The sequence below is a fragment of the Mycobacterium sp. genome (assembly GCF_046091765.1).
In the GTDB taxonomy this organism is placed as follows: domain Bacteria; phylum Actinomycetota; class Actinomycetes; order Mycobacteriales; family Mycobacteriaceae; genus Mycobacterium.
In genome coordinates this window covers 17012-34668 of sequence record NZ_JBJTCF010000056.1, presented here as the reverse complement: position 1 = coordinate 34668, position 17657 = coordinate 17012, and the positions used below count along the sequence as shown (strand labels likewise).

15 protein-coding genes are annotated in these 17657 nt (G+C 70.8%); 9 read left to right on the top strand and 6 right to left on the bottom strand.

Features of this window, described 5'->3' with window-relative positions:
* Positions 1-77: 77 nt before the first annotated feature.
* Positions 78-1568 carry a molybdopterin-dependent oxidoreductase gene (locus ACKOB8_RS05685; protein ID WP_526376257.1) on the top strand — a complete coding sequence of 497 codons (1491 nt, stop codon included), beginning with the start codon at positions 78-80 and terminating at the stop codon, positions 1566-1568.
* Positions 1569-1576: 8 nt separating this feature from the next.
* On the opposite strand, the gene ACKOB8_RS05680 is transcribed toward ACKOB8_RS05685, so the two are convergent.
* Positions 1577-2848 carry an ATP-binding protein gene (locus ACKOB8_RS05680; protein WP_526376245.1) on the bottom strand — a complete coding sequence of 424 codons (1272 nt, stop codon included), beginning with the start codon at positions 2846-2848 and terminating at the stop codon, positions 1577-1579.
* Between the two features lie 118 nt (positions 2849-2966).
* Here ACKOB8_RS05680 and ACKOB8_RS05675 point away from each other — a divergent pair, with 118 nt between their 5' ends.
* Both ACKOB8_RS05675 and ACKOB8_RS05670 read left to right on the top strand, forming a co-directional pair.
* A complete protein-coding gene (locus ACKOB8_RS05675) occupies positions 2967-5237 on the top strand; it encodes a carbon starvation CstA family protein (protein ID WP_526376244.1) in 2271 nt (756 codons plus the stop codon).
* Positions 5237-5374, top strand: coding sequence for a CstA-like transporter-associated (seleno)protein (locus tag ACKOB8_RS05670; RefSeq protein WP_526376243.1), 138 nt, complete (start codon positions 5237-5239; stop codon positions 5372-5374). Before ACKOB8_RS05675 ends, ACKOB8_RS05670 begins: the two co-directional genes overlap by 1 nt.
* On the opposite strand, the gene ACKOB8_RS05665 is transcribed toward ACKOB8_RS05670, so the two are convergent.
* Positions 5375-6154, bottom strand: a complete 780-nt coding sequence (locus ACKOB8_RS05665) for a bestrophin-like domain (protein WP_526376242.1) — start codon at positions 6152-6154, stop codon at positions 5375-5377. It lies immediately after the preceding gene.
* Positions 6155-6197: 43 nt separating this feature from the next.
* Between ACKOB8_RS05665 and ACKOB8_RS05660 the strand changes: the two genes are divergently transcribed.
* Positions 6198-6827 carry a heme-binding protein gene (locus ACKOB8_RS05660; protein ID WP_526376241.1) on the top strand — a complete coding sequence of 210 codons (630 nt, stop codon included), beginning with the start codon at positions 6198-6200 and terminating at the stop codon, positions 6825-6827.
* 18 nt (positions 6828-6845) lie between these two features.
* Here ACKOB8_RS05660 and ACKOB8_RS05655 read toward each other — a convergent pair whose 3' ends face one another.
* Positions 6846-7466 carry a hypothetical protein gene (locus ACKOB8_RS05655; protein ID WP_526376240.1) on the bottom strand — a complete coding sequence of 207 codons (621 nt, stop codon included), beginning with the start codon at positions 7464-7466 and terminating at the stop codon, positions 6846-6848.
* A gap of 118 nt (positions 7467-7584) precedes the next feature.
* Here ACKOB8_RS05655 and ACKOB8_RS05650 point away from each other — a divergent pair, with 118 nt between their 5' ends.
* Positions 7585-8250 (top strand): M15 family metallopeptidase, encoded by a 666-nt coding sequence (locus tag ACKOB8_RS05650; protein ID WP_526376239.1) that lies wholly within the window; start codon positions 7585-7587, stop codon positions 8248-8250.
* A gap of 60 nt (positions 8251-8310) precedes the next feature.
* On the top strand, positions 8311-9663 hold the full coding sequence (locus tag ACKOB8_RS05645; protein WP_526376238.1) for a PE-PPE domain-containing protein: 1353 nt from the start codon (positions 8311-8313) through the stop codon (positions 9661-9663).
* Here ACKOB8_RS05645 and ACKOB8_RS05640 read toward each other — a convergent pair.
* A complete protein-coding gene (locus ACKOB8_RS05640) occupies positions 9567-11111 on the bottom strand; it encodes a flavin-containing monooxygenase (protein WP_526376237.1) in 1545 nt (514 codons plus the stop codon). The genes ACKOB8_RS05645 and ACKOB8_RS05640 overlap by 97 nt on opposite strands.
* A 98-nt stretch (positions 11112-11209) precedes the next feature.
* Between ACKOB8_RS05640 and ACKOB8_RS05635 the strand changes: the two genes are divergently transcribed.
* On the top strand, positions 11210-11878 hold the full coding sequence (locus ACKOB8_RS05635) for a TetR/AcrR family transcriptional regulator (RefSeq protein ID WP_526376236.1): 669 nt from the start codon (positions 11210-11212) through the stop codon (positions 11876-11878).
* Here the strand turns inward: ACKOB8_RS05635 and ACKOB8_RS05630 are convergent.
* Positions 11823-13442, bottom strand: a complete 1620-nt coding sequence (locus ACKOB8_RS05630; protein ID WP_526376235.1) for a WS/DGAT domain-containing protein — start codon at positions 13440-13442, stop codon at positions 11823-11825. The two genes, ACKOB8_RS05635 and ACKOB8_RS05630, sit on opposite strands and share 56 nt — an antisense overlap.
* Before the next feature lie 68 nt (positions 13443-13510).
* Between ACKOB8_RS05630 and ACKOB8_RS05625 the strand changes: the two genes are divergently transcribed.
* Positions 13511-15151 carry a S53 family peptidase gene (locus tag ACKOB8_RS05625; RefSeq protein WP_526376234.1) on the top strand — a complete coding sequence of 547 codons (1641 nt, stop codon included), beginning with the start codon at positions 13511-13513 and terminating at the stop codon, positions 15149-15151.
* Positions 15148-17055, top strand: coding sequence for a zinc ribbon domain-containing protein (locus ACKOB8_RS05620; protein WP_526376233.1), 1908 nt, complete (start codon positions 15148-15150; stop codon positions 17053-17055). Before ACKOB8_RS05625 ends, ACKOB8_RS05620 begins: the two co-directional genes overlap by 4 nt.
* A 1-nt stretch (position 17056) precedes the next feature.
* Here the strand turns inward: ACKOB8_RS05620 and ACKOB8_RS05615 are convergent, their stop codons facing one another.
* On the bottom strand, positions 17057-17653 hold the full coding sequence (locus tag ACKOB8_RS05615; RefSeq protein ID WP_526376232.1) for a M15 family metallopeptidase: 597 nt from the start codon (positions 17651-17653) through the stop codon (positions 17057-17059).
* Positions 17654-17657: the final 4 nt, after the last annotated feature.

Here is a 17657-nt window from a genome sequence, read left to right as displayed (position 1 = left end):
GGGTGTGCGCTTGTCTCCAGCTTCCCATCCGCCGCGGCGGTAGGTTGAGCGGCGTGACCGTTTCCCACAACGCCCGGATGGGCGCCGGTGTGGCGGCGGCCGCGGTCGGTGTCGGGGTGTCCCAGCTGCTGGCCATGTTCTTCTCCCCCGCCGCCGATGTCCGCACCGCCGTGGGGACGGCGGTAATCAACCTCACCCCGGGTCCGGTCAAGGAATGGGCGATCCAGACCTTCGGCACCGCCGACAAGTTGTTCCTGTCGGTGATGGTCCTCGTCGTGATCGCCGCCGTCGCCGCCCTCACCGCCCTCGGGGAGCGCTCCCGCATCCCGCTGGGCAGCCTGGCCATCCTGGCCGGCGGGGCGGCCGGCTGCGCGGCGGTCCTGGGCCGCCCGGGCGCGCGGATCAGCGACCTGATCCCGACGCTGGCCGGGATGGCGTGCGCGGTGGCCGTGCTCCGGCTGCTGACCCGGGACGGGCGCGACCCGCAGGCCGGCGCCCCCGACCCGGACCGCCGCCGCTCGCTGGCCGCTCTCGGCTTCGCCGCCGCCGGCGCGCTCGGCGGCGTCGCCGGGACGGTGCTGACCCGCCGGGCGCGCTCGGTGACCGCCGAACGCGACACCCTGACCCTGCCCACCCCGGCAGTCCCGTCCCCGCCGATCCCCGCCGACGTCACCCCGAAAGGGGTCGACCTGCCCGGATTCATCACCGCCAACGACGAGTTCTACCGCATCGACACCGCGCTGAGCGTGCCGCAGCTGTCCCGCAACGACTGGCAGCTGCGCATCCACGGCATGGTCGAGCGCGAGATCACCTACACCTTCGACGAGCTGTCGACATTCGAACCGGTCGAGAAGACGGTGACCCTGACGTGCGTGTCCAACCCGGTCGGCGGGAACCTGATCTCCAACGCCACCTGGACCGGCTACCGGGTGAAAGACCTGCTGGCCGGTGCGGGAATCGGCTCCGAGGCCGACATGGTGCTGTCGACGTCGGTGGACGGCTTCACGGTCGGCACCCCCGTGCAGGCCCTGACCGACGGGCGCGACGCGCTGCTGGCCATCGGGATGAACGGGGTGGCGCTGCCGGCCGAGCACGGCTATCCCGCGCGGCTGGTGGTGCCGGGCCTGTACGGCTTCGTCTCGGCGACCAAGTGGGTGGTGGACCTCGAGCTGACCCGCTTCGACCGCGCCGAGGCCTACTGGACGAAGCTGGGCTGGGCGGCCCAGGCCCCGATCAAGACGCAGTCCCGCATCGACGTCCCGCGCTCCGGCCAGCGCCTCAGCGCGGGTCGGGTCGGCGTCGGCGGGGTGGCGTGGGCCCAGCACCGCGGCGTCAAGGGCGTCGAGGTGCGCGTCGATGACGGACCCTGGCTGCCCGCCGAGCTGGGGGCGGCCTACTCCGACGACACCTGGCGGCTGTGGAGTCTGGTCTGGGACGCGACCCCGGGCCCGCACACCCTGACCGTGCGGGCGACCGACAACACCGGGGCCGTGCAGACCGGCGACACCGCCGGCGTCATCCCCGACGGGGCGACCGGCTGGCACACGGTGTCGGTCCAGGTCGGCTGAGTCGGGTCTCAGAGGCGGGCGAACTCGGCTTTGCCCCGCGCGAACTCGGCCAGCATGTCGGCGGTCAGCGTCGGTCTGATCTCCCCGATCGCCCGCAGGTAGTCCTCGGTGGTGGCCGGCTGGCCGAGCCCGTCGCGCATCTCGCGTTCGAAGGCCGACTGCGCACCCTTGCGGGCGGCGAACTCGATGTCGGCCGGGGTGAAGAACTCCGAGGCGGACACCAGCCGGTCGGTGTCGATGTGGGCGTTGGTCTCCCCCAGGTAGCGCTGCCACACCGCCTTGCGGGCCGGCTGGTCGGGCGGGCCCACCGGGATCACGTAGTCGAACCGGCCGGGCCGCAGGAACGCCGAGTCCAGCGAGTGCACGGCGTTGGTCGCACAGACCAGCAGTCTGCTGTCGTGCTGGCGGAACGCCGGGATCAGCTTGAGTAGTTCGTTGGTCACGCCCAACTCGGTCGTGGAGGCCCCGGCGCGGGCGGTGGCGATCTCCTCCACCTCGTCGATGAACAGCACGACCTCGTCGAGTTCGGCCAGTTCGGCGAAGGCTTCGCGCAGCGACGTGGCCAGTCCGCCGTTGCCGGTGGCCGCCAGCCGCGACGGGAACAGTTCGACGAACGGCCAGCCCAGCCGCGACGCGATGGCCTTGGCGAAGCTGGTCTTGCCGGTTCCCGGCGGCCCGAACAGGATCACCGCCTTGGGCGGGCGGACCCCGTAGCGCTCGGCGACCGCCGGGTGGGCCAGCGGGTCGACGATGCGCCGCTCGATGATCTGCTTTTCGCTGTCCATGCCCGCCAGCCCCGACCACAGGTCCGGCGGCACGATGATCCCCCCGAGCTCGTCGAGCAGGTTGGCCTGGTCCGGTCCGAGGTGCTCGAGCAGTTCGTAGTAGACCAGTCCGTCTCGCCGGGCGTAACCGGAGTGCTCCAGCGCCGCCGTCCCGGTCACCCCCTCCGGCAGCACCGCACAGATCCGGCGCACGCCCTGCGAGCGCAGCCGCCGTTCCAGGTCGGCGAGCAGCGCGCTGCCGATGCCGCGCTGGCGCCATCGCGAGCCGATCGCGACCAGCAGGATCCAGGCCCGCTCCCCCTTGGTCTGGGCGACGGCCATCCCGACCATCTCCTCGCCCACCTCGGCCACCACGGCCGGCTCGCCGGAGCGGGCGGCCGCCATCACCTCCGCCACGCTGAAGACGGGCTCGGCCGAACCGCGGCTGGCATCCCAGATCACGATGGCCTGGTCGAGGTCTTCGTCGTGGTAGTCGCGCAAGCGCCAGGGCGGCATCGGCGGCACCTCCGTTCGCTCACGGCCGACGGCGAGCGTCGACTTGGTGTGGCGGGCGGGGCGACTCGGCGTTAACAACTCGACGCTCGCGGCCCGATCAATGAAAGTATCGCAGGTTATGGAGATCATCGAGGACACCCGGGACGGGGTCAGCTACCTGCGCACCGATCCGGACCTGCCGCCGGTGGCGGTCATCGACCGTTCCCCGATCTCCACCCGGCACAAGCTCGTCTTCGGGGTCATCGCCCTGCTCGGCGCGACCGCCTGGGCGGTGATCGCCGGTGTGCGCGGGGAGAAGGTCAACGCGGTGTGGTTCGTCATCGCCGCGCTGTGCACCTACATCATCGGCTACCGGTTCTACGCCCGGCTGATCGAGATGAAGATCGTGCGCCCGCGCGACGACCTGGCCACCCCGGCCGAGATCTTCGAGAACGGCGTGGACTACCTGCCCACCGACCGCCGGGTGCTCTTCGGGCATCACTTCGCCGCGATCGCCGGCGCGGGCCCCCTGGTCGGCCCGGTGCTGGCGACCCAGATGGGTTACCTGCCCGGCGCGATCTGGATCATGATCGGGGCGGTCTTCGCCGGCTGCGTGCAGGACTACCTGGTGCTGTCCATCTCCACCCGGCGCCGCGGCCGGTCGCTGGGCCAGATGGCCCGCGACGAGCTGGGCCCGGTCGGCGGGGCGGCGGCGATCATCGGGGTGCTGGTCATCATGGTGATCCTGCTGGCGGTGCTGGCCCTGGTCGTCGTCAATGCCCTCGCCGAGAGCCCGTGGGGGGTCTTCTCCATCGCGATGACGATCCCGATCGCCGTCTTCATGGGCCTGTACCTGCGGTTCATCCGGCCCGGCCAGATCTCCGAGGTGTCCCTGATCGGCGTGGTCCTGTTGCTGGCCGCCGTCGCCGCCGGCGGCTGGATCGCCGAAACCGATTGGGGCGCACAGTGGTTCACCCTGTCCAAGGTGACCCTCTCGTGGTGCATCATCATCTACGGTCTGGCCGCCTCGGTGCTCCCGGTGTGGTTCCTGCTGGCCCCCCGCGACTACCTGTCGACCTTCATGAAGGTCGGCACCATCGCGCTGCTCGCGCTGGGAATCCTGATCGCACGGCCGCTCATGGAGGCACCGGCGATCTCGGAGTTCGCCAAGACCGGTGCCGGGCCGGTGTTCGCCGGATCGCTGTTCCCGTTCCTGTTCATCACCATCGCCTGCGGCGCGCTCTCCGGCTTCCACTCGCTGATCTCCTCGGGGACCACCCCCAAGCTGCTGGAGAAGGAAAGCCAGATGCGCATCATCGGCTACGGCGGCATGCTGACCGAATCTTTCGTCGCAGTGATGGCCCTGGTGACCGCCTCGATCCTCGATCAACACCTGTACTTCGCGATGAACGCCCCGGCCGCCGCGACCGGGGGCAGCGCCGAGAGCGCCGCAACCTACGTCAACGGCCTCGGCCTGGACGGGCCCCCCGCGACCGCGCAGGACTTCACCGACGCCGCCGCCAGCGTCGAGGAGCGCTCGATCGTGTCCCGCACCGGCGGGGCTCCGACGCTGGCCTTCGGGATGTCCAACGTGCTCAGCCAGGCATTCGGCGGGACGGCGTTGAAGGCCTTCTGGTACCACTTCGCGATCATGTTCGAGGCGCTGTTCATCCTGACCACCGTCGACGCCGGCACCCGGGTGGCCCGGTTCATGTTCTCCGACGGCCTGGCCAACCTCGGCGGCCCGCTGAGCCGGCTGCGCGATCCCAGCTGGCGGGTGGGCGCCTGGGTGTGCAGCCTGATCGTGGTGGCCGGCTGGGGCAGCATCCTGCTGATGGGGGTCACCGACCCGCTCGGCGGGATCAACACGCTGTTCCCGCTGTTCGGCATCGCCAATCAGTTGCTGGCCGCGATCGCGCTGACCGTGGTGACCGTCGTGGTGGTCAAGAAGGGTCTGCTGCGGTGGGCCTGGATCCCCGGGGTCCCGCTGCTGTGGGACCTCACGGTGACGCTGACCGCGTCGTGGCAGAAGATCTTCTCCGGCGACCCGAAGCTGGGCTACTGGACCCAGCACTTCCAGTATCGGGAGGCCCGGCAGGCGGGCGAGACCGCGTTCGGTGCGGCCAAGAACGCCGACCAGCTCGATGCCGTCATCCGCAACACCTTCATTCAGGGCACGCTGTCGATCGTGTTCGCGGTGCTGGTGATCATCGTCGTCACCACCGGCCTGATCATGATCCTCCGGTCGGTCCGCGGCGGCGGGCGACCGCTGACCGAGGAGGAACCGATCCCCTCGCGAATCTTCGGACCGTCGGGCCTGGTGGCCACGCCGACCGAGAAGGAGGTGCAACAACAGTGGGACGCCTTATCGGCCTCGTCCGCCAGATCCGTTGGTACGTCGGTGCACTGATGGGCGACAGCCACTACCGCCGCTACCTCGAGCACCACCGCCGCACCCACCCGGGCACCCCGGTGCTCAGCGAGGGCGAGTACTGGCGGATGCGCCATCGGGCGGCCGATGTCAGCCCCAGTCCCCGTTGCTGCTGACTACCCGAACAGGCTCGCCGCCACCGCGTGCAGGGGAGCGAGGGTGACTCCGGAGCGCAGCGCGAACGGGTAGGCCAGCGCCAGCACGACGGCCATCGACAGCGCCGGGATCGCACACCACAGGTAGGCCAGTGTCGGCCGGCGGTAGGTCACCGTCGTGATCCCCACGATGACGCACCCCAGCAGCGCGATGATCGTCAGCAGCCCCGCCAGCGGGCGGGGAATGGCGCGGCTTGCCACCGCCGAGACGGTGGCCGAGGCGCCCTCCAGCGCCGCCGCCGCCGCGCCCAGCGGGGCGACGGCGCGATCGGGTACCTGCGGTCCGTAGGTGTAGGCGTGCAGCGCGTTCTCGAAACGGTCCAGGGCGGCCGTTGACGGGAGTTCGGCGGTCTTTCCCCGGATCAGATAGCGCTCGTCGTCGTTCGCCGCGGTCTGGACGTAGTCCCGCAGTTTCCCGCTCAGGTCGGCGGAGGCCGCGCGGTCGGGAATGTTGTTGAGCTCCCAGACCATCTGCCTGATCGCGGCGGCCTGCTGCTCGACAGCCGACTGCGCCGTCGTCACCGCGCCCCAGGTCACGGTGATGGAGAACCCGACGAAGAAGGCGAAGGTGGCCGCCACGCTGATGAACAGGCTTCTGGCCTGCTCGGCGAGTTCCTCGCGGGCCTCCTCGTCGCGGCGGCGAAGCACGAAAGCACGCGAGAGGTAGGTCACCGCACCGAAGAGGATCAGCAGCACCGCGGCGATCAGCGCCGGCGGCGTCGAGACGACGAGCTCCCTCACGCAGCGCAAACTATCAGTACCGGGCGCGACTAGGATCGAGTGCATGTTGAGCAAGATCACCGGCGCGCTGGGCCAGATCTCCGAGGCGGGCGGCTCGATCGTCGGGATTCGTCACACCGAGGAGCCGTCGTTCACCGTGCAACGCACGGTCGACGGCGTCCAGATCCGCCGCTACGGCCCGCGGCTGGCCGCCGAAACCGTCATCGACGCCGACGAGGAGCCCGCCCGCAACGAGGGCTTCCGGCGGCTGGCCCGCTACATCTTCGGCGGCAACAAGGCCAAGACGAAGATCGCGATGACCGCGCCGGTCGCTCAGCAGCAGGGCGAGAAGATCGCGATGACCGCGCCGGTGGCCGCCCAGCGCGGAGCGGGCGATCAGTGGGTGATCCGGTTCTTCATGCCCGCCGGCAACACCCTGGACACCCTGCCGACCCCCGACGACGAACGGGTGCACCTGGTGGAGGTCCCGGCCGAGACCGTCGCGGTGCTGCGTTTCTCGGGTCTGGCGACGCCCTCGGCGGTGGCCGCACACACCGACGACCTGCTGACCATCCTGCGGACCCACGGTCTGAAGCCGGCCGCCGAGCCGGTCACCTGGTTCTACGACCCGCCCTGGACGATTCCGTTCCGGCGGCGCAACGAAGTGGCCGTCAGCCTGGGCCCTGCGGACTGAGGACCAGCCCGGGTACCGCTAGGACGGCTCGGGGGTCGCGGCCTCGGCCAGCAGCACCGGGTCGGGGGTCGCCGGCGGCGCGGCCTCGGCGGGCAGCACGCCCGGGGCGCTCGGCGCGGTCTGGTCAGGCGTACCGCTCGCCGTGAGGTCGGCCGTCGCCGGCGCCGACGACGCCGGCGGTCCCACCGGACGGCCGGATACGCCGGCCGGCGGCACCGCGTGGGCGTTCATCGGCCGCTGGGTGAGCAGCAGCAGAGCGTCGGCACCGGTCACATCCTGGGTGCGGACCGCGTGCCAGAGGTCGCGCAGGTAGCCCAGTGTGCGGCCCTCAGGGGCCGCCTGGGTGGTACCCGGCGGCAGGTTGTCCGGGCTGGGCAGGTGCGGCACCCCGTCCGGCGGGGCGGCGGACAGGGCCGGTTGGGCCTGCGGGGTGCCGGCCGTCGTCACCGACTCCGGAGCCTCGGCCAGCGCGGGGGTGGCCGCCTCGGCGGGAGGTTCGATCAACTCCATCGGCGCGGCCGGGTCGGCGGGGTCGGCCGGATCGGGATCGGCGCCGGCTATGGGGGCGCCCAGCAGTGCCAGCGCGCACCCCAGGGCACCCAACCCCGCTGCAGCGCGCCGCCAGCCCGCACCGTTCATGCTCCACCCTCCATCGCCCCGCCAACCGCCTGCGCGGCCCACTGCGTGCATCAGATCATGCCTGCCTTTTGTTACGTCCGCCACCCGGGACCGGGGGATCCCGGGGAACAATGCAGGTATGCCCGGATTTCGCCCCCGTGCCGCAGTGGCGGTCTGCCTGGCTCTGCTGGCGCCGGTGGGCACAGCCGGGACCGCCCCGGACGGCGGGGTCCCGCCGGTCAGCCCGCAGGCCCGGGCGGCGGGACTGCTCGACGTGCGCAGCGTGGTCCCCGATGCGGTCGTGGACCTGCGCTACGCCACCGCGGAGAACTTCGTCGGCGTGCCGCTGTATCCCCCCACCGCCCGCTGTCTGGTGCACGAGTCGCTGGCGCCGGGGCTGGCGGCAGCCGCGGCCGCGCTGCGCGCGCAGCGCGCCCGGCTGGTGTTCTGGGACTGCTACCGGCCCCATGAGGTCCAGGTCCGGATGTTCGCCGCGGTGCCCGACCCGGCCTGGGTGGCCAGACCGGGCGACTACGCCCGCAGCCACGAAGCCGGCCGGTCGGTGGACGTCACGATCGCCCGCGACGGGCGCCTGGTCGACATGGGAACCGACTTCGACGATTTCACCCCCCGGGCCACGGCCTTGGCGACCGAGGGAGTCAGTGCCGCCCAGCAGGCCAACCGCGCCCTGCTGCGAACGGCGATGGCCGCCGGCGGGCTGGCGGTCTACCCCGGGGAGTGGTGGCACTTCGACGGGCCCGGGGCGGCCGAGCCCCGCCCCATCCTCGATGTACCCCTCGGATAGGCTGACAGTCTCGGCAGGGGGTTTGCTGTGGATCGACGCAGCCGCTGGTTAGCAGGATCGGTGGCGATTGCTGCTGCGGCCATCACCCTGCCGGTGGGCGTTCCGGTCGGCATCCCCAACCAGCTGGCGGCGACCGCGCTGTACATGGGCGGCACCGACCACCCGCTCAGCATCCCGCAGGACACCCCGGCCTACATCCAGACCTACGTGGACTGGGCCCGCGACGACTTCGTGAGTCCCTCGGGTCTGTGCGTGGGCGGCGATCCCGGCTGCTCGCCGGTCGCGGTGTACACCCCCGAACAGTTCTGGCCGATCACCGGCCTCAGCGACACCCGGTACGACGAGTCCGTCGCGACCGGCCTGAGCAATCTGGCCGACTGCGTGCGCGGCGCGGTGTGCACGGTGACCGACCCCCCCTTCACCTCGACGGGACCCCGCGCGCTCACCGACACCTCCTTCACCGTGTTCGGCTACTCGCAGAGCGGCGCGATCGCCTCGCTGATCAAGAGCGACCTCATCGCGCACCCGCCGGCACCGTCGTCGGTCAGTTTCGTGTTCGTCTCCAACCCCAACCGGCCCAACGGCGGGATCCTGGAGCGTTTCGTCGGCGTTCAACTGCCGCTGCTCGGCGTCACGTTCGACGGCGCGACGGTCACCAACTCCCCGCAGCCGACACCGCTGACGACCGTGGACGCCGCCCACCAGTACGACCCGGTGGCGGATTTCCCGCTCAATCCGCTCAACCTCATCGCCGACCTCAACGCGGCTCTGGGGTTTCTCTACGAGCACCCCGAGGAGGGTGCGGGCACACCCGTGCTGCAGGGCCAGTTCCAGGATTCGACGTACTACCTGATACCGACGGACATCCTTCCGCTGCTGCGGCCGATCGCCGCGCTCCCGGCGGTGGGAACCCTGCTGGCGGTGGTTTTAGACCCGCCGCTGCGGGTACTCGTCGAGACCGGGTACGACCGCACGATCAACCCGGGAGCGCCGACCCCGGCGAAATACCTTTACTTCCCCAACCCGGTCAAGGCCGCCGCCGACTTCCTCACCGCCATTCCCACCGGCTGGGACAACGGTGTCGCCTACCTGACCGCCGACCCGGCCAACCGGCCGTTTCACACCACGCCGCCGGGTCCCTACGGTGTCGGCGGACCGCCCGTCTACGCCGGCGCGGTCGATCCCTACGGCCCGCCCACGCCGGTGGTCGAAGCTCCCGCGCCGACGCGCAGCACGGCGGATCGAGCCGCATCGGCCCTCCCCCGCGCGCACGCCCGCAACCGGGCGGCCGGAGAGGCCGGGAAAACCGGAAAACCTCAGCCGGCCGCTGCACCCGCCCGCGCCGGCGCGCGGTCGACGGTGCCGAACCGCAGAGCGGCGTCGACGACCGAACCCTTGCGCAGCCGCTCGTAGTCCGACCAGTAGTCCATCGCGATCGTCCACGGTCCGCTGCTGCCCTGCCGCGGGAACCCGTCCATCGAGCGCAGCACGAAGCCGGCTGAGAAGTCCAGCAGCGGTCGGCGCTCGATCGTCGGGTCGTCGGCGACCGGCACCACCGAGGAGAACCCGTGCTGGTCCATGTAGGCCAGCAGGCGGCACAGGTGCTCGCAGACCAGATCGACCTTGAGCGTCCACGACGAGTTGGTGTAGCCGATGGCGAAGGCGAAATTGGGGACGCCCGAGAGCATCAGACCCTTGTAGGCCAGGCAGCCCGCCAGGTCCACCGGCGCGCCGTCGACCGTCAGCGCGATACCGCCGAAGGCCAGCAGATTCAGTCCGGTGGCGGTGACGATGATGTCGGCGGCCAATTCCCGGCCGGACTCCAACAGCACGCCGGTCTTGGTGAAGCGGACGATCTTGTCGGTGACCACCGAGGCCTTGCCCCGGGAGATCGCCCGGAACAGGTCGGCGTCGGGCACCGCGCACATCCGCTGATCCCACGGGTTGTAGGCGGGGTTGAAGTGGGTGTCGACGTCGTATCCCTCGGGCAGAGCCTTGACGTTGATCGACCGGATCAGCTTGCGGGCCAGCTGCGGGCGACGCTGGCAGAGGTTGTAAATGAAGCGCTGCTTGCCGATGTTGAACCGGCGGGCGGCGGCGTGGGCGGCCTTCTTCGGTAACACCTTGCGCAGCCCGTTGGCGATCGGGTCCTTGCGCGGTAGCGGCATCACATAGGAGGGCGAGCGCTGCAGCATGGTGATGTGGCCCGCCTTGTCCGCCATCGCCGGGATCAGCGTGACCGCGGTGGCGCCGCTGCCGATGACCACGACCTTCTTTCCGGCGTAGTCGAGGTCCTCGGGCCAGGCCTGCGGATGCACGACGACGCCCTCGAAATCCTCCCGGCCCTCGAAGTGCGGCGTATAGCCCGCCGCATAGTCGTAGTAGCCGGTCGCCGCGAACAGGAAGTCGCAGGTGACCTCCCAGCTGCGGCCGTCGCGCTCCAGGGTCACCGTCCAGCGCGCGGTCTGGGCGGAGTAGTCGGCGCGTAACACCTTGTGGTGCAGATGAATTCGCCGGGCCAGACCGTCCTCGTCGATCGCGTCGTGCAGGTACTCAAGGATCTCGTCGGCGTCGGCGATCGCGTTGTCGGAGGTCCACGGCTTGAACTCGTAGCCGAAGGTCTGTAGGTCGGAGTCCGAGCGGATGCCCGGATAGCGGAACAGATCCCACGTCCCGCCGATCGCGTCGCGCGAGTCGACGATCGCGAACGTCGTGCCCGAAAGTCGGCTGACCAGGTAGTGACCCAGGCCGATCCCGGTGATTCCGGCGCCGACGATGAGTACGTCGACGTGGCCGGTCAGCGGCTCGACCGGGCGGTCTTTGAGCACGGTGCGTTGCGGCTGGTGCGGCGAGGCGGTCATGGGCACTCCCGGGTCGGAACGAGACGCTGTGCTAAACACTAACAATGTTATAGTTTTATCGACAGCTGTCAAGATTCGCCGGAGCCGAAGGATCGCCGATGACCCCGCCCACGACCGAGGTGAGCGCCCCCCGTCGGGCGCCGGTCCAGGCGCGCAGCCGGCAGACGGTGAACCGGATCCTCGACGCGGCCGCCGCCATCGCCGACGAGCAGGGCGTCGACGCCGCCACCACCCGCGCGATCGCCGACCGGGCGGGGGTCTCCTACCCGTCGCTGTACCGGTTCTTCGCCGACCGCGAGGCCATCCTCGACGAGTTGCTCCAGCGGCACTGCGCCGAACTCGACGCCCGCTGCGTGGAGGCCGAGCAGACCTGGGAGATCCGCTCGATCGCCGAACTGCTCAACAACGAGCTCGAACTGCACGTCGCGCACTACCGCCTGCACCCGGGCTCGGCCCGGCTGTGGATGGGCGGGCGCACCTCGCCCACGGTCACCCGGCATGTCCGGGCCCGCATGCGCACCCTCGCCGGCCGCGTTCACGCGATGCTGGTGACCGCCGGACTGATCCCCCCCGACACCGACCCGCGGGCCATGCTGGTCGCGGTCGAGATGGCCGACCGGGTGCTGGAACTGGCGTTCCGCGACGACGAGGGCGCCGGAACCGGCCAGCGCTCCTTCGACCCGGAGATACTCGACATGGGCCGGCGAGCACTCATTGCGTTCGGCCGTGACCTCGCCGGGGACCTTTCCCGGGGCTCGACCACATGATCGCCATCAGGTCCGCACCCGGGGTGGCGTCGACCAATCGGTCGAAGGCCGCCTCGAAGCCGTCGACGATGGTCTCGTGGTCGGGCACCAGCCGGGTGTCGCAGGCGATCCCGACGATCACCGAGCCGTTGTAGCTGGAAATCGTGAAGCTCATCGGCTGGTCGCCGGACACCGGCGCCCACCCGACGATTCCCTCCACCATGCTCCCCGCCAGGTAGACCGGAACCGGGGGTCCGGGCACGTTGGTGAGCGTGCCGACCGTGCGGTTGCTGAAAAGGTCCACCGACGCCTCGTAGAGTCCGCGGCTCAAGCCGGCAATCCCCTCCTGCAGCCGGAACGCCAGCGCGGCCTCGTGACCGTGCTTGATCCGGTCCATCCGCCGCTTGGCGGTGGCCAGCACCCGCGCGGCGTCGGGCTCGTCGGTGGGCAATTCCAGTTGCACCAGGGCGAATTCGTTGCCCAGCGTGTCGGGCAGCGCGAGATCGAGCGGCTTGAGGTTGACCGGCACCATGAAGGTGACCGAGGAGCAGCGGGCGTGGTGGGCTTTGAGGTAGTCGTGCAGCGCGCCCGCCACCGTCGCCACCAACACGTCGTTGACGGTGCAGTTGTTGGCCTTGGCCACCGTCTTGACCGCGTTGAGCGGCAACGAATCCGACCACGCGACCGCCTTGTCCGAGCCCGCGGCACCGGTCCAGATCGTCACGTCGTTGCGGGTTCCCAGCAACAGCTTGCGCGCGGTGTCGACGTCGCCGGGCGCCGCGGAGAGGACGTCGACCACCGAGCCGCCACCGGGCAGCGCGGCGCGCACGGCGGTCGCGATACCCGCCCCCGCCGCCCGGGCGACGGCGACCACCGAGTCCCCGGCGCCCACCGGGTTGCGCAGCGCGAACCGGCCGAGCCGGCCGGCCTGCCGCAGCAGTCCCGGAGCGGTGGCCGCCTCGCCGAGGGTGCCCGACACGCGGGCGGCCGCGGCGGCGGCCCGCCGGCCCGCCTCGGCCGCACCCGAGCGCACCCGGCTCGTCAGCGGCTGGCCGGGCGGGTGCAGATGGGCGCCGTGCTGGCTGACCCCCGGGCCCAGGATCGGCCCGCCCTGCGGGGTCGCGTCGAACAGGCTCATCGCCAGCTGCACCATCCGCATGCCGTCGGCGATCCCGTGATGGCTGCGCAGAATCATCGCGCTGCCCTTGCCGTAGCGCTTGATCCAGATCGCCTGCCACAGCGGATGGTCGAGGGTGAGCATCTCCGAGCGATGCGCGGCCACCAGGGCCTGCAGCGCGCGCGGGTCGTTCGGCTTTTTGAGGCTGACCAGCGCCACGTGCCGGTCGAAGTCGAAGTCCGCGTCGGGCTCCCACCACCAGGAGCCGTCCTCGTCGCGGACCGCCCGGCTGCGGAAGACCGGGTAACGGTCGAGCAGTCGCTCCTCGATCACGCTGCGCAGCCGGGCGAAGTCCAGCGGCTCGGCGGTCCACACCACCGAGTCGACCACCATCGGGTTGTGCGGGCGATCCATCTCCAGCCAGAGTGCGTCCTGTACTCCCAGGCGCCGCCGGGCTGCAGAGTTCATGTGTTTGTTCTACACGCCGTGCCCGCTGCAGGAGCGCCTACCCGGGTTGGCGGTGATAATGATCTTCGATGTCACCGGCTGCCTCACCCCCCTCCGGGTCGGCGACGCGCGCGCCGCTGCGCCGGGCACTGGCTCTGGTCTTCGCCGTCGTCGCGGCTGCCGGGACCGTGCTCACCGCCGCCGGCCGGCAGACCGGGCCGGCTCAGCCCGAGGTGATCACCGGGCCCTACGCCTCGCTTCTGGCCTCCTCGGCCGATCTCGGGCCGGCCCGCGGGGCGAGCGTCCAGATGATCGCCGCCCTGCACGCCCAGGACCGCCCGACGGCGCTGATCGGATGGGCGGACAGCCGCGATCTGTCGGTGCGCTGGCGGCCCGGCGACCGGTGGGCGGTCATCGAGGGCCGGCCCGCCGCGGTCGCCGAGGCTTTCGACGTCGCGGTGCGCGACTACCGGGGCCGGCGGGGCCAGGTGTTCTACGCCTCGCCGCAGCAGCCCGAAGTCCCCGCCCCGCTCGAGGGCGAGGTGGACGCGCTCGGACGGATTCTCGGCTACACCCCGTATCACGAGTCACTGCCGTTCATCTCTCCCCTCGACGTACCCGACCGGGGGCTTTCGCCGACCGCGCTGCTGCGCACCTACAACGCCGAGTCGCTGCGCGAGCGCGGGCATACCGGCAAGGGCGTGACGGTACTGGTGTTCGCCTTCGACGGCTTCGATCAGGTCGATCTCGACATGTTCGCCTCGACTTTCTCCCTGCCGCGGTTCACCCCGGAGGTACTGGGCGGCATGCCGACCCAGCGCAGCGGCGAGGCCACGATGGATCTCGAAGCGATCCACGCCATCGCACCCGACGCCAGGAAGGTCCTCGTCAACGCCCGGCCCACGGTCGAGGGCGACGGCTCCTACGCCAAGATCGGCGCGATGATGGAGGAGGCGGATCGCCGCTATCCCGGCGCGGTATGGAGCTTCTCGATCGGTTGGGGTTGCGACAAACTCATCACCGAAGCCGATCTCGTCCCGGCACGGTCGGCGTTGATCAAGGCGCTGGCCAACGGGACCACCGCCTTCAACGCCAGCGGTGATCTCGCCGGCCTGGAGTGCAAGGGCGGCCATGAATGGTCCGCGCCGCCCGGACCCGACGACGTCGGCCTCGACGCGGTGGCGTCGATCCCGGAGATGACCGACGTGGGCGGCACCACGCTGTCCACCGACGCCGACGGTCGCTGGCTCGCCGAGCAGACCTGGTTCGACGTCCCGCTCTCCCACGGCACCGGCGGCGGGGTGTCGAACCTGTTCGAACGACCCGCCTGGCAGGCACTGCTCGACCTGCCGGTGCCGCCGGGACGGCGTCTGACCCCGGATATCGCGGCGCTCGCCGATCCGACCACCGGTATGCGGATCGTGTTCCGGCAGCAGTTCGCCCTCGGCGGCGGGACGTCGCTGTCGGCACCGATCTGGGCCGGCCTGACGGCATTGATGAACGACTACCTCAGCGCGAATGGCGGACGGCCGATCGGCGACCTCAACCCCCTGCTGTACGAGATCGCCGAGGGCGCCCGGCTGCCCGCCTTCCAGGACATCACCCTGGGCGGCAACGCGGTCGACAACGCCACCCCGGGCTATGACCTGGTGACCGGTTTGGGCACCCCGAATGTGGCGAATCTGGCCGCCAATCTGCTTGCCCTGCAGCGCCGGATCAGCGGACGATGAGCGCCCCGGCTCAGCTGGTGTGCCCGGTCTGCACCGACCGGGTGCCCGTCGGCGTGTTCTGCGGCGCGTGCGGAGCGCACCTCAATCCGCAGCCCGGCGACGGTCCGCCGTGGCTGCGCCCCAGGGCGTTCTGCGTCGCGCCCGAGGAAAACGTGTTCCAGCCGGCACTGACCAGCTCGCTGTTCCCGCATCTGTCCCAGCTGTCGCGCAAACCGTTCCGGCTCGGGCTGCTCGTGATGCTGGCGGTGATGGCGTTGGCCGTCGAGACGCGGGTTTCCGGTGTCCTGGTGGTCACCGCCGTGCTGGGCCTACCGCTGCTCTTCCTGATCTATCGGCAGCAGTCAGGTGTCTACCGGGATCTGCCGCGCTGGGCGGTGATCACCACCGCGGCACTGGGCATCGCCCTGGGCGTGAGCTGGGTGCTGCTGACCGGGGATCTGGTGATCCGCGAAACCGGCGCGCCGTTCGACGCGGGCGCGGCCGGCAGGCGAGTGCTGCGCGACGGGCTGGGCGTCGCCCAGGGCGGTGCGGTCCTGATGCTGCTGCCCGCGGTGGCGGTGCGCCTGCTCACCAGAGCGAACACCCGCAGATCGCTCGACGGTTTCGTGATCGGTGTACTCAGCGTGTTGTCTTTCACCGCCGCGGCGACGTTCACCCGGCTGGCCCCGCAGTTCGCGGCCGGCCCGGTTGCGCGGGGACAACCGGTGGAGTGGCTGTTGGTGGAGGCCGCCGTACGCGGAGTGACGGTACCGATCACCGCGGCCTGCGTGGGCGGGCTCTTCGGTGCAGCCCTGTGGTTCACCCGGGCGTCCGGCGCACGGGGCATTCGCCGCTCGACGCTGGTGGGCGCAGTGGGACTCTTCGGTGCCGGTGCGCTGAGCCTCTACGCCGTTCTGGGCGCAATCGACGTGGCCGGGCTGCCCCAGTTCCAGATGCTGGCCTGGCACGTGGTGCTGATGCTGCTCGCGGTCGTCGCACTGCGGATCGGTCTTCAGCTTGCCGTGCTGCACGAGGACCAGGGCCCCGAACCCGGGGTTCCCATCCTGTGCCTGCACTGCCGAAACGTGGTGCCCGACAGGGCATTCTGCCCGGTGTGCGGCGCCGCCGAATGCGCCTCCTCCGAACAGTCGCGTGCTGAGCGCCGAGGGGTTCGTCCGCTGACTGCCCCGTCTCTGTGCGAACCGGAAGCGCAGATCTGGCCCGGCTACGCCGTCGCCGCAGCACGCTACGAACTCCCGGACTTGTCCCGGATCTCCGGTTCGCGCGTGCTGGGCGCCTGGGGTCTGACCGTTGCGACCATCAGCGCATCGGCGGTGGGCGTCGCGGCGTTCATCGCCCAGCCCGCCGTCACCTACAACTGCCCGCCCGACTGCGGTCGTCCCCCCACCGGGATCCCGGTGACCACCAACCCGAGGTTCGTCTCACCGGGTGGCGACTTCTCGGTCGCCTACCCCGCCGCGGGAACGGCCTATGAGGTCACCACCGGAGCCGACGGCGTCACCGCGCGCCATACCGCCGGAGATCGCGGGGTGATGCGGCTGTGGAGTCAGCCCGCCCGGGGGCGGTCGGCCGCCGAGGTGGTCGCCGACATCATGAGGGACAGCCACCCGAATGCGCGAACCGCCTACGAGGTACCCAACACGATGGTCGGCTACCAGCCGGGCTTCGGGGTGGTCGCCGACATCTGGCCGCAGGACGAGGATGCCCGTTACCGGCATCTGCGGGTGATGCTGCTCGTCGCGGTGCGCAACGACCTCGCCCTGGTCGCCGGGGCGGTCGGTCCCTTCCGCGAGTTCGGCCCCGCCTTCGGGCCCGGGCGACCGTCGGGGGCGAACCTCGAGATCGCCCAGGACCTCGGTCGCTACGTCAACAGCTTCATGTGGCGGGGCGATCCGCCCCGGTGAGTCAGCCGAATTCGAAGTGCTGGTAGTCCACGGGTTCGCGCCAGTGCCCGCCCCATCGCCAGCCGCGGCCGGTGAACGCGACCACCGCGGCGTCGCCGTCGTGCAGCAGACCGAGATCGTCTCGGGTGCGGTCGAGATAGCGCGCGGCGGTCACCGGCTGCAGATCACCCGCGCCGTCCAGGTAGGGGTTGACCAACGGGTTGAGGTCGATCGCTCTTCCATAGGCGTGCTGTGACCAGCGTTGGCTGTCGGGCAGCGTGCGGCAGTTGAACGCCGAGGTGTTGTTGTCGCGCATCGACAGTTCGTCATCGGCTTGCGGGTAGCGATCGACGGTGCGCATCCGTTCAATCGGATAGCGCAGCCGCAGCAGCTCATCGAAGATCGCGGTCACGCTCTCGGCGAGGTCCTCGTGCACGATGAGCTGCCCGCGGTGGATGCGACCGTCGAATCCCAGGTGGTCGACCTCGACTCGGCGCAGCTGCTCGGGACCGACCGGGCAGCCGGGGCGCCAGCTGGCGCCGAGGTCGGCCGCGCTCACCCGAGACACGACCGGCGCGGGCGACGCCCCCGCCCGAGGCGCGTCGGCGGCGGACCACATGCTC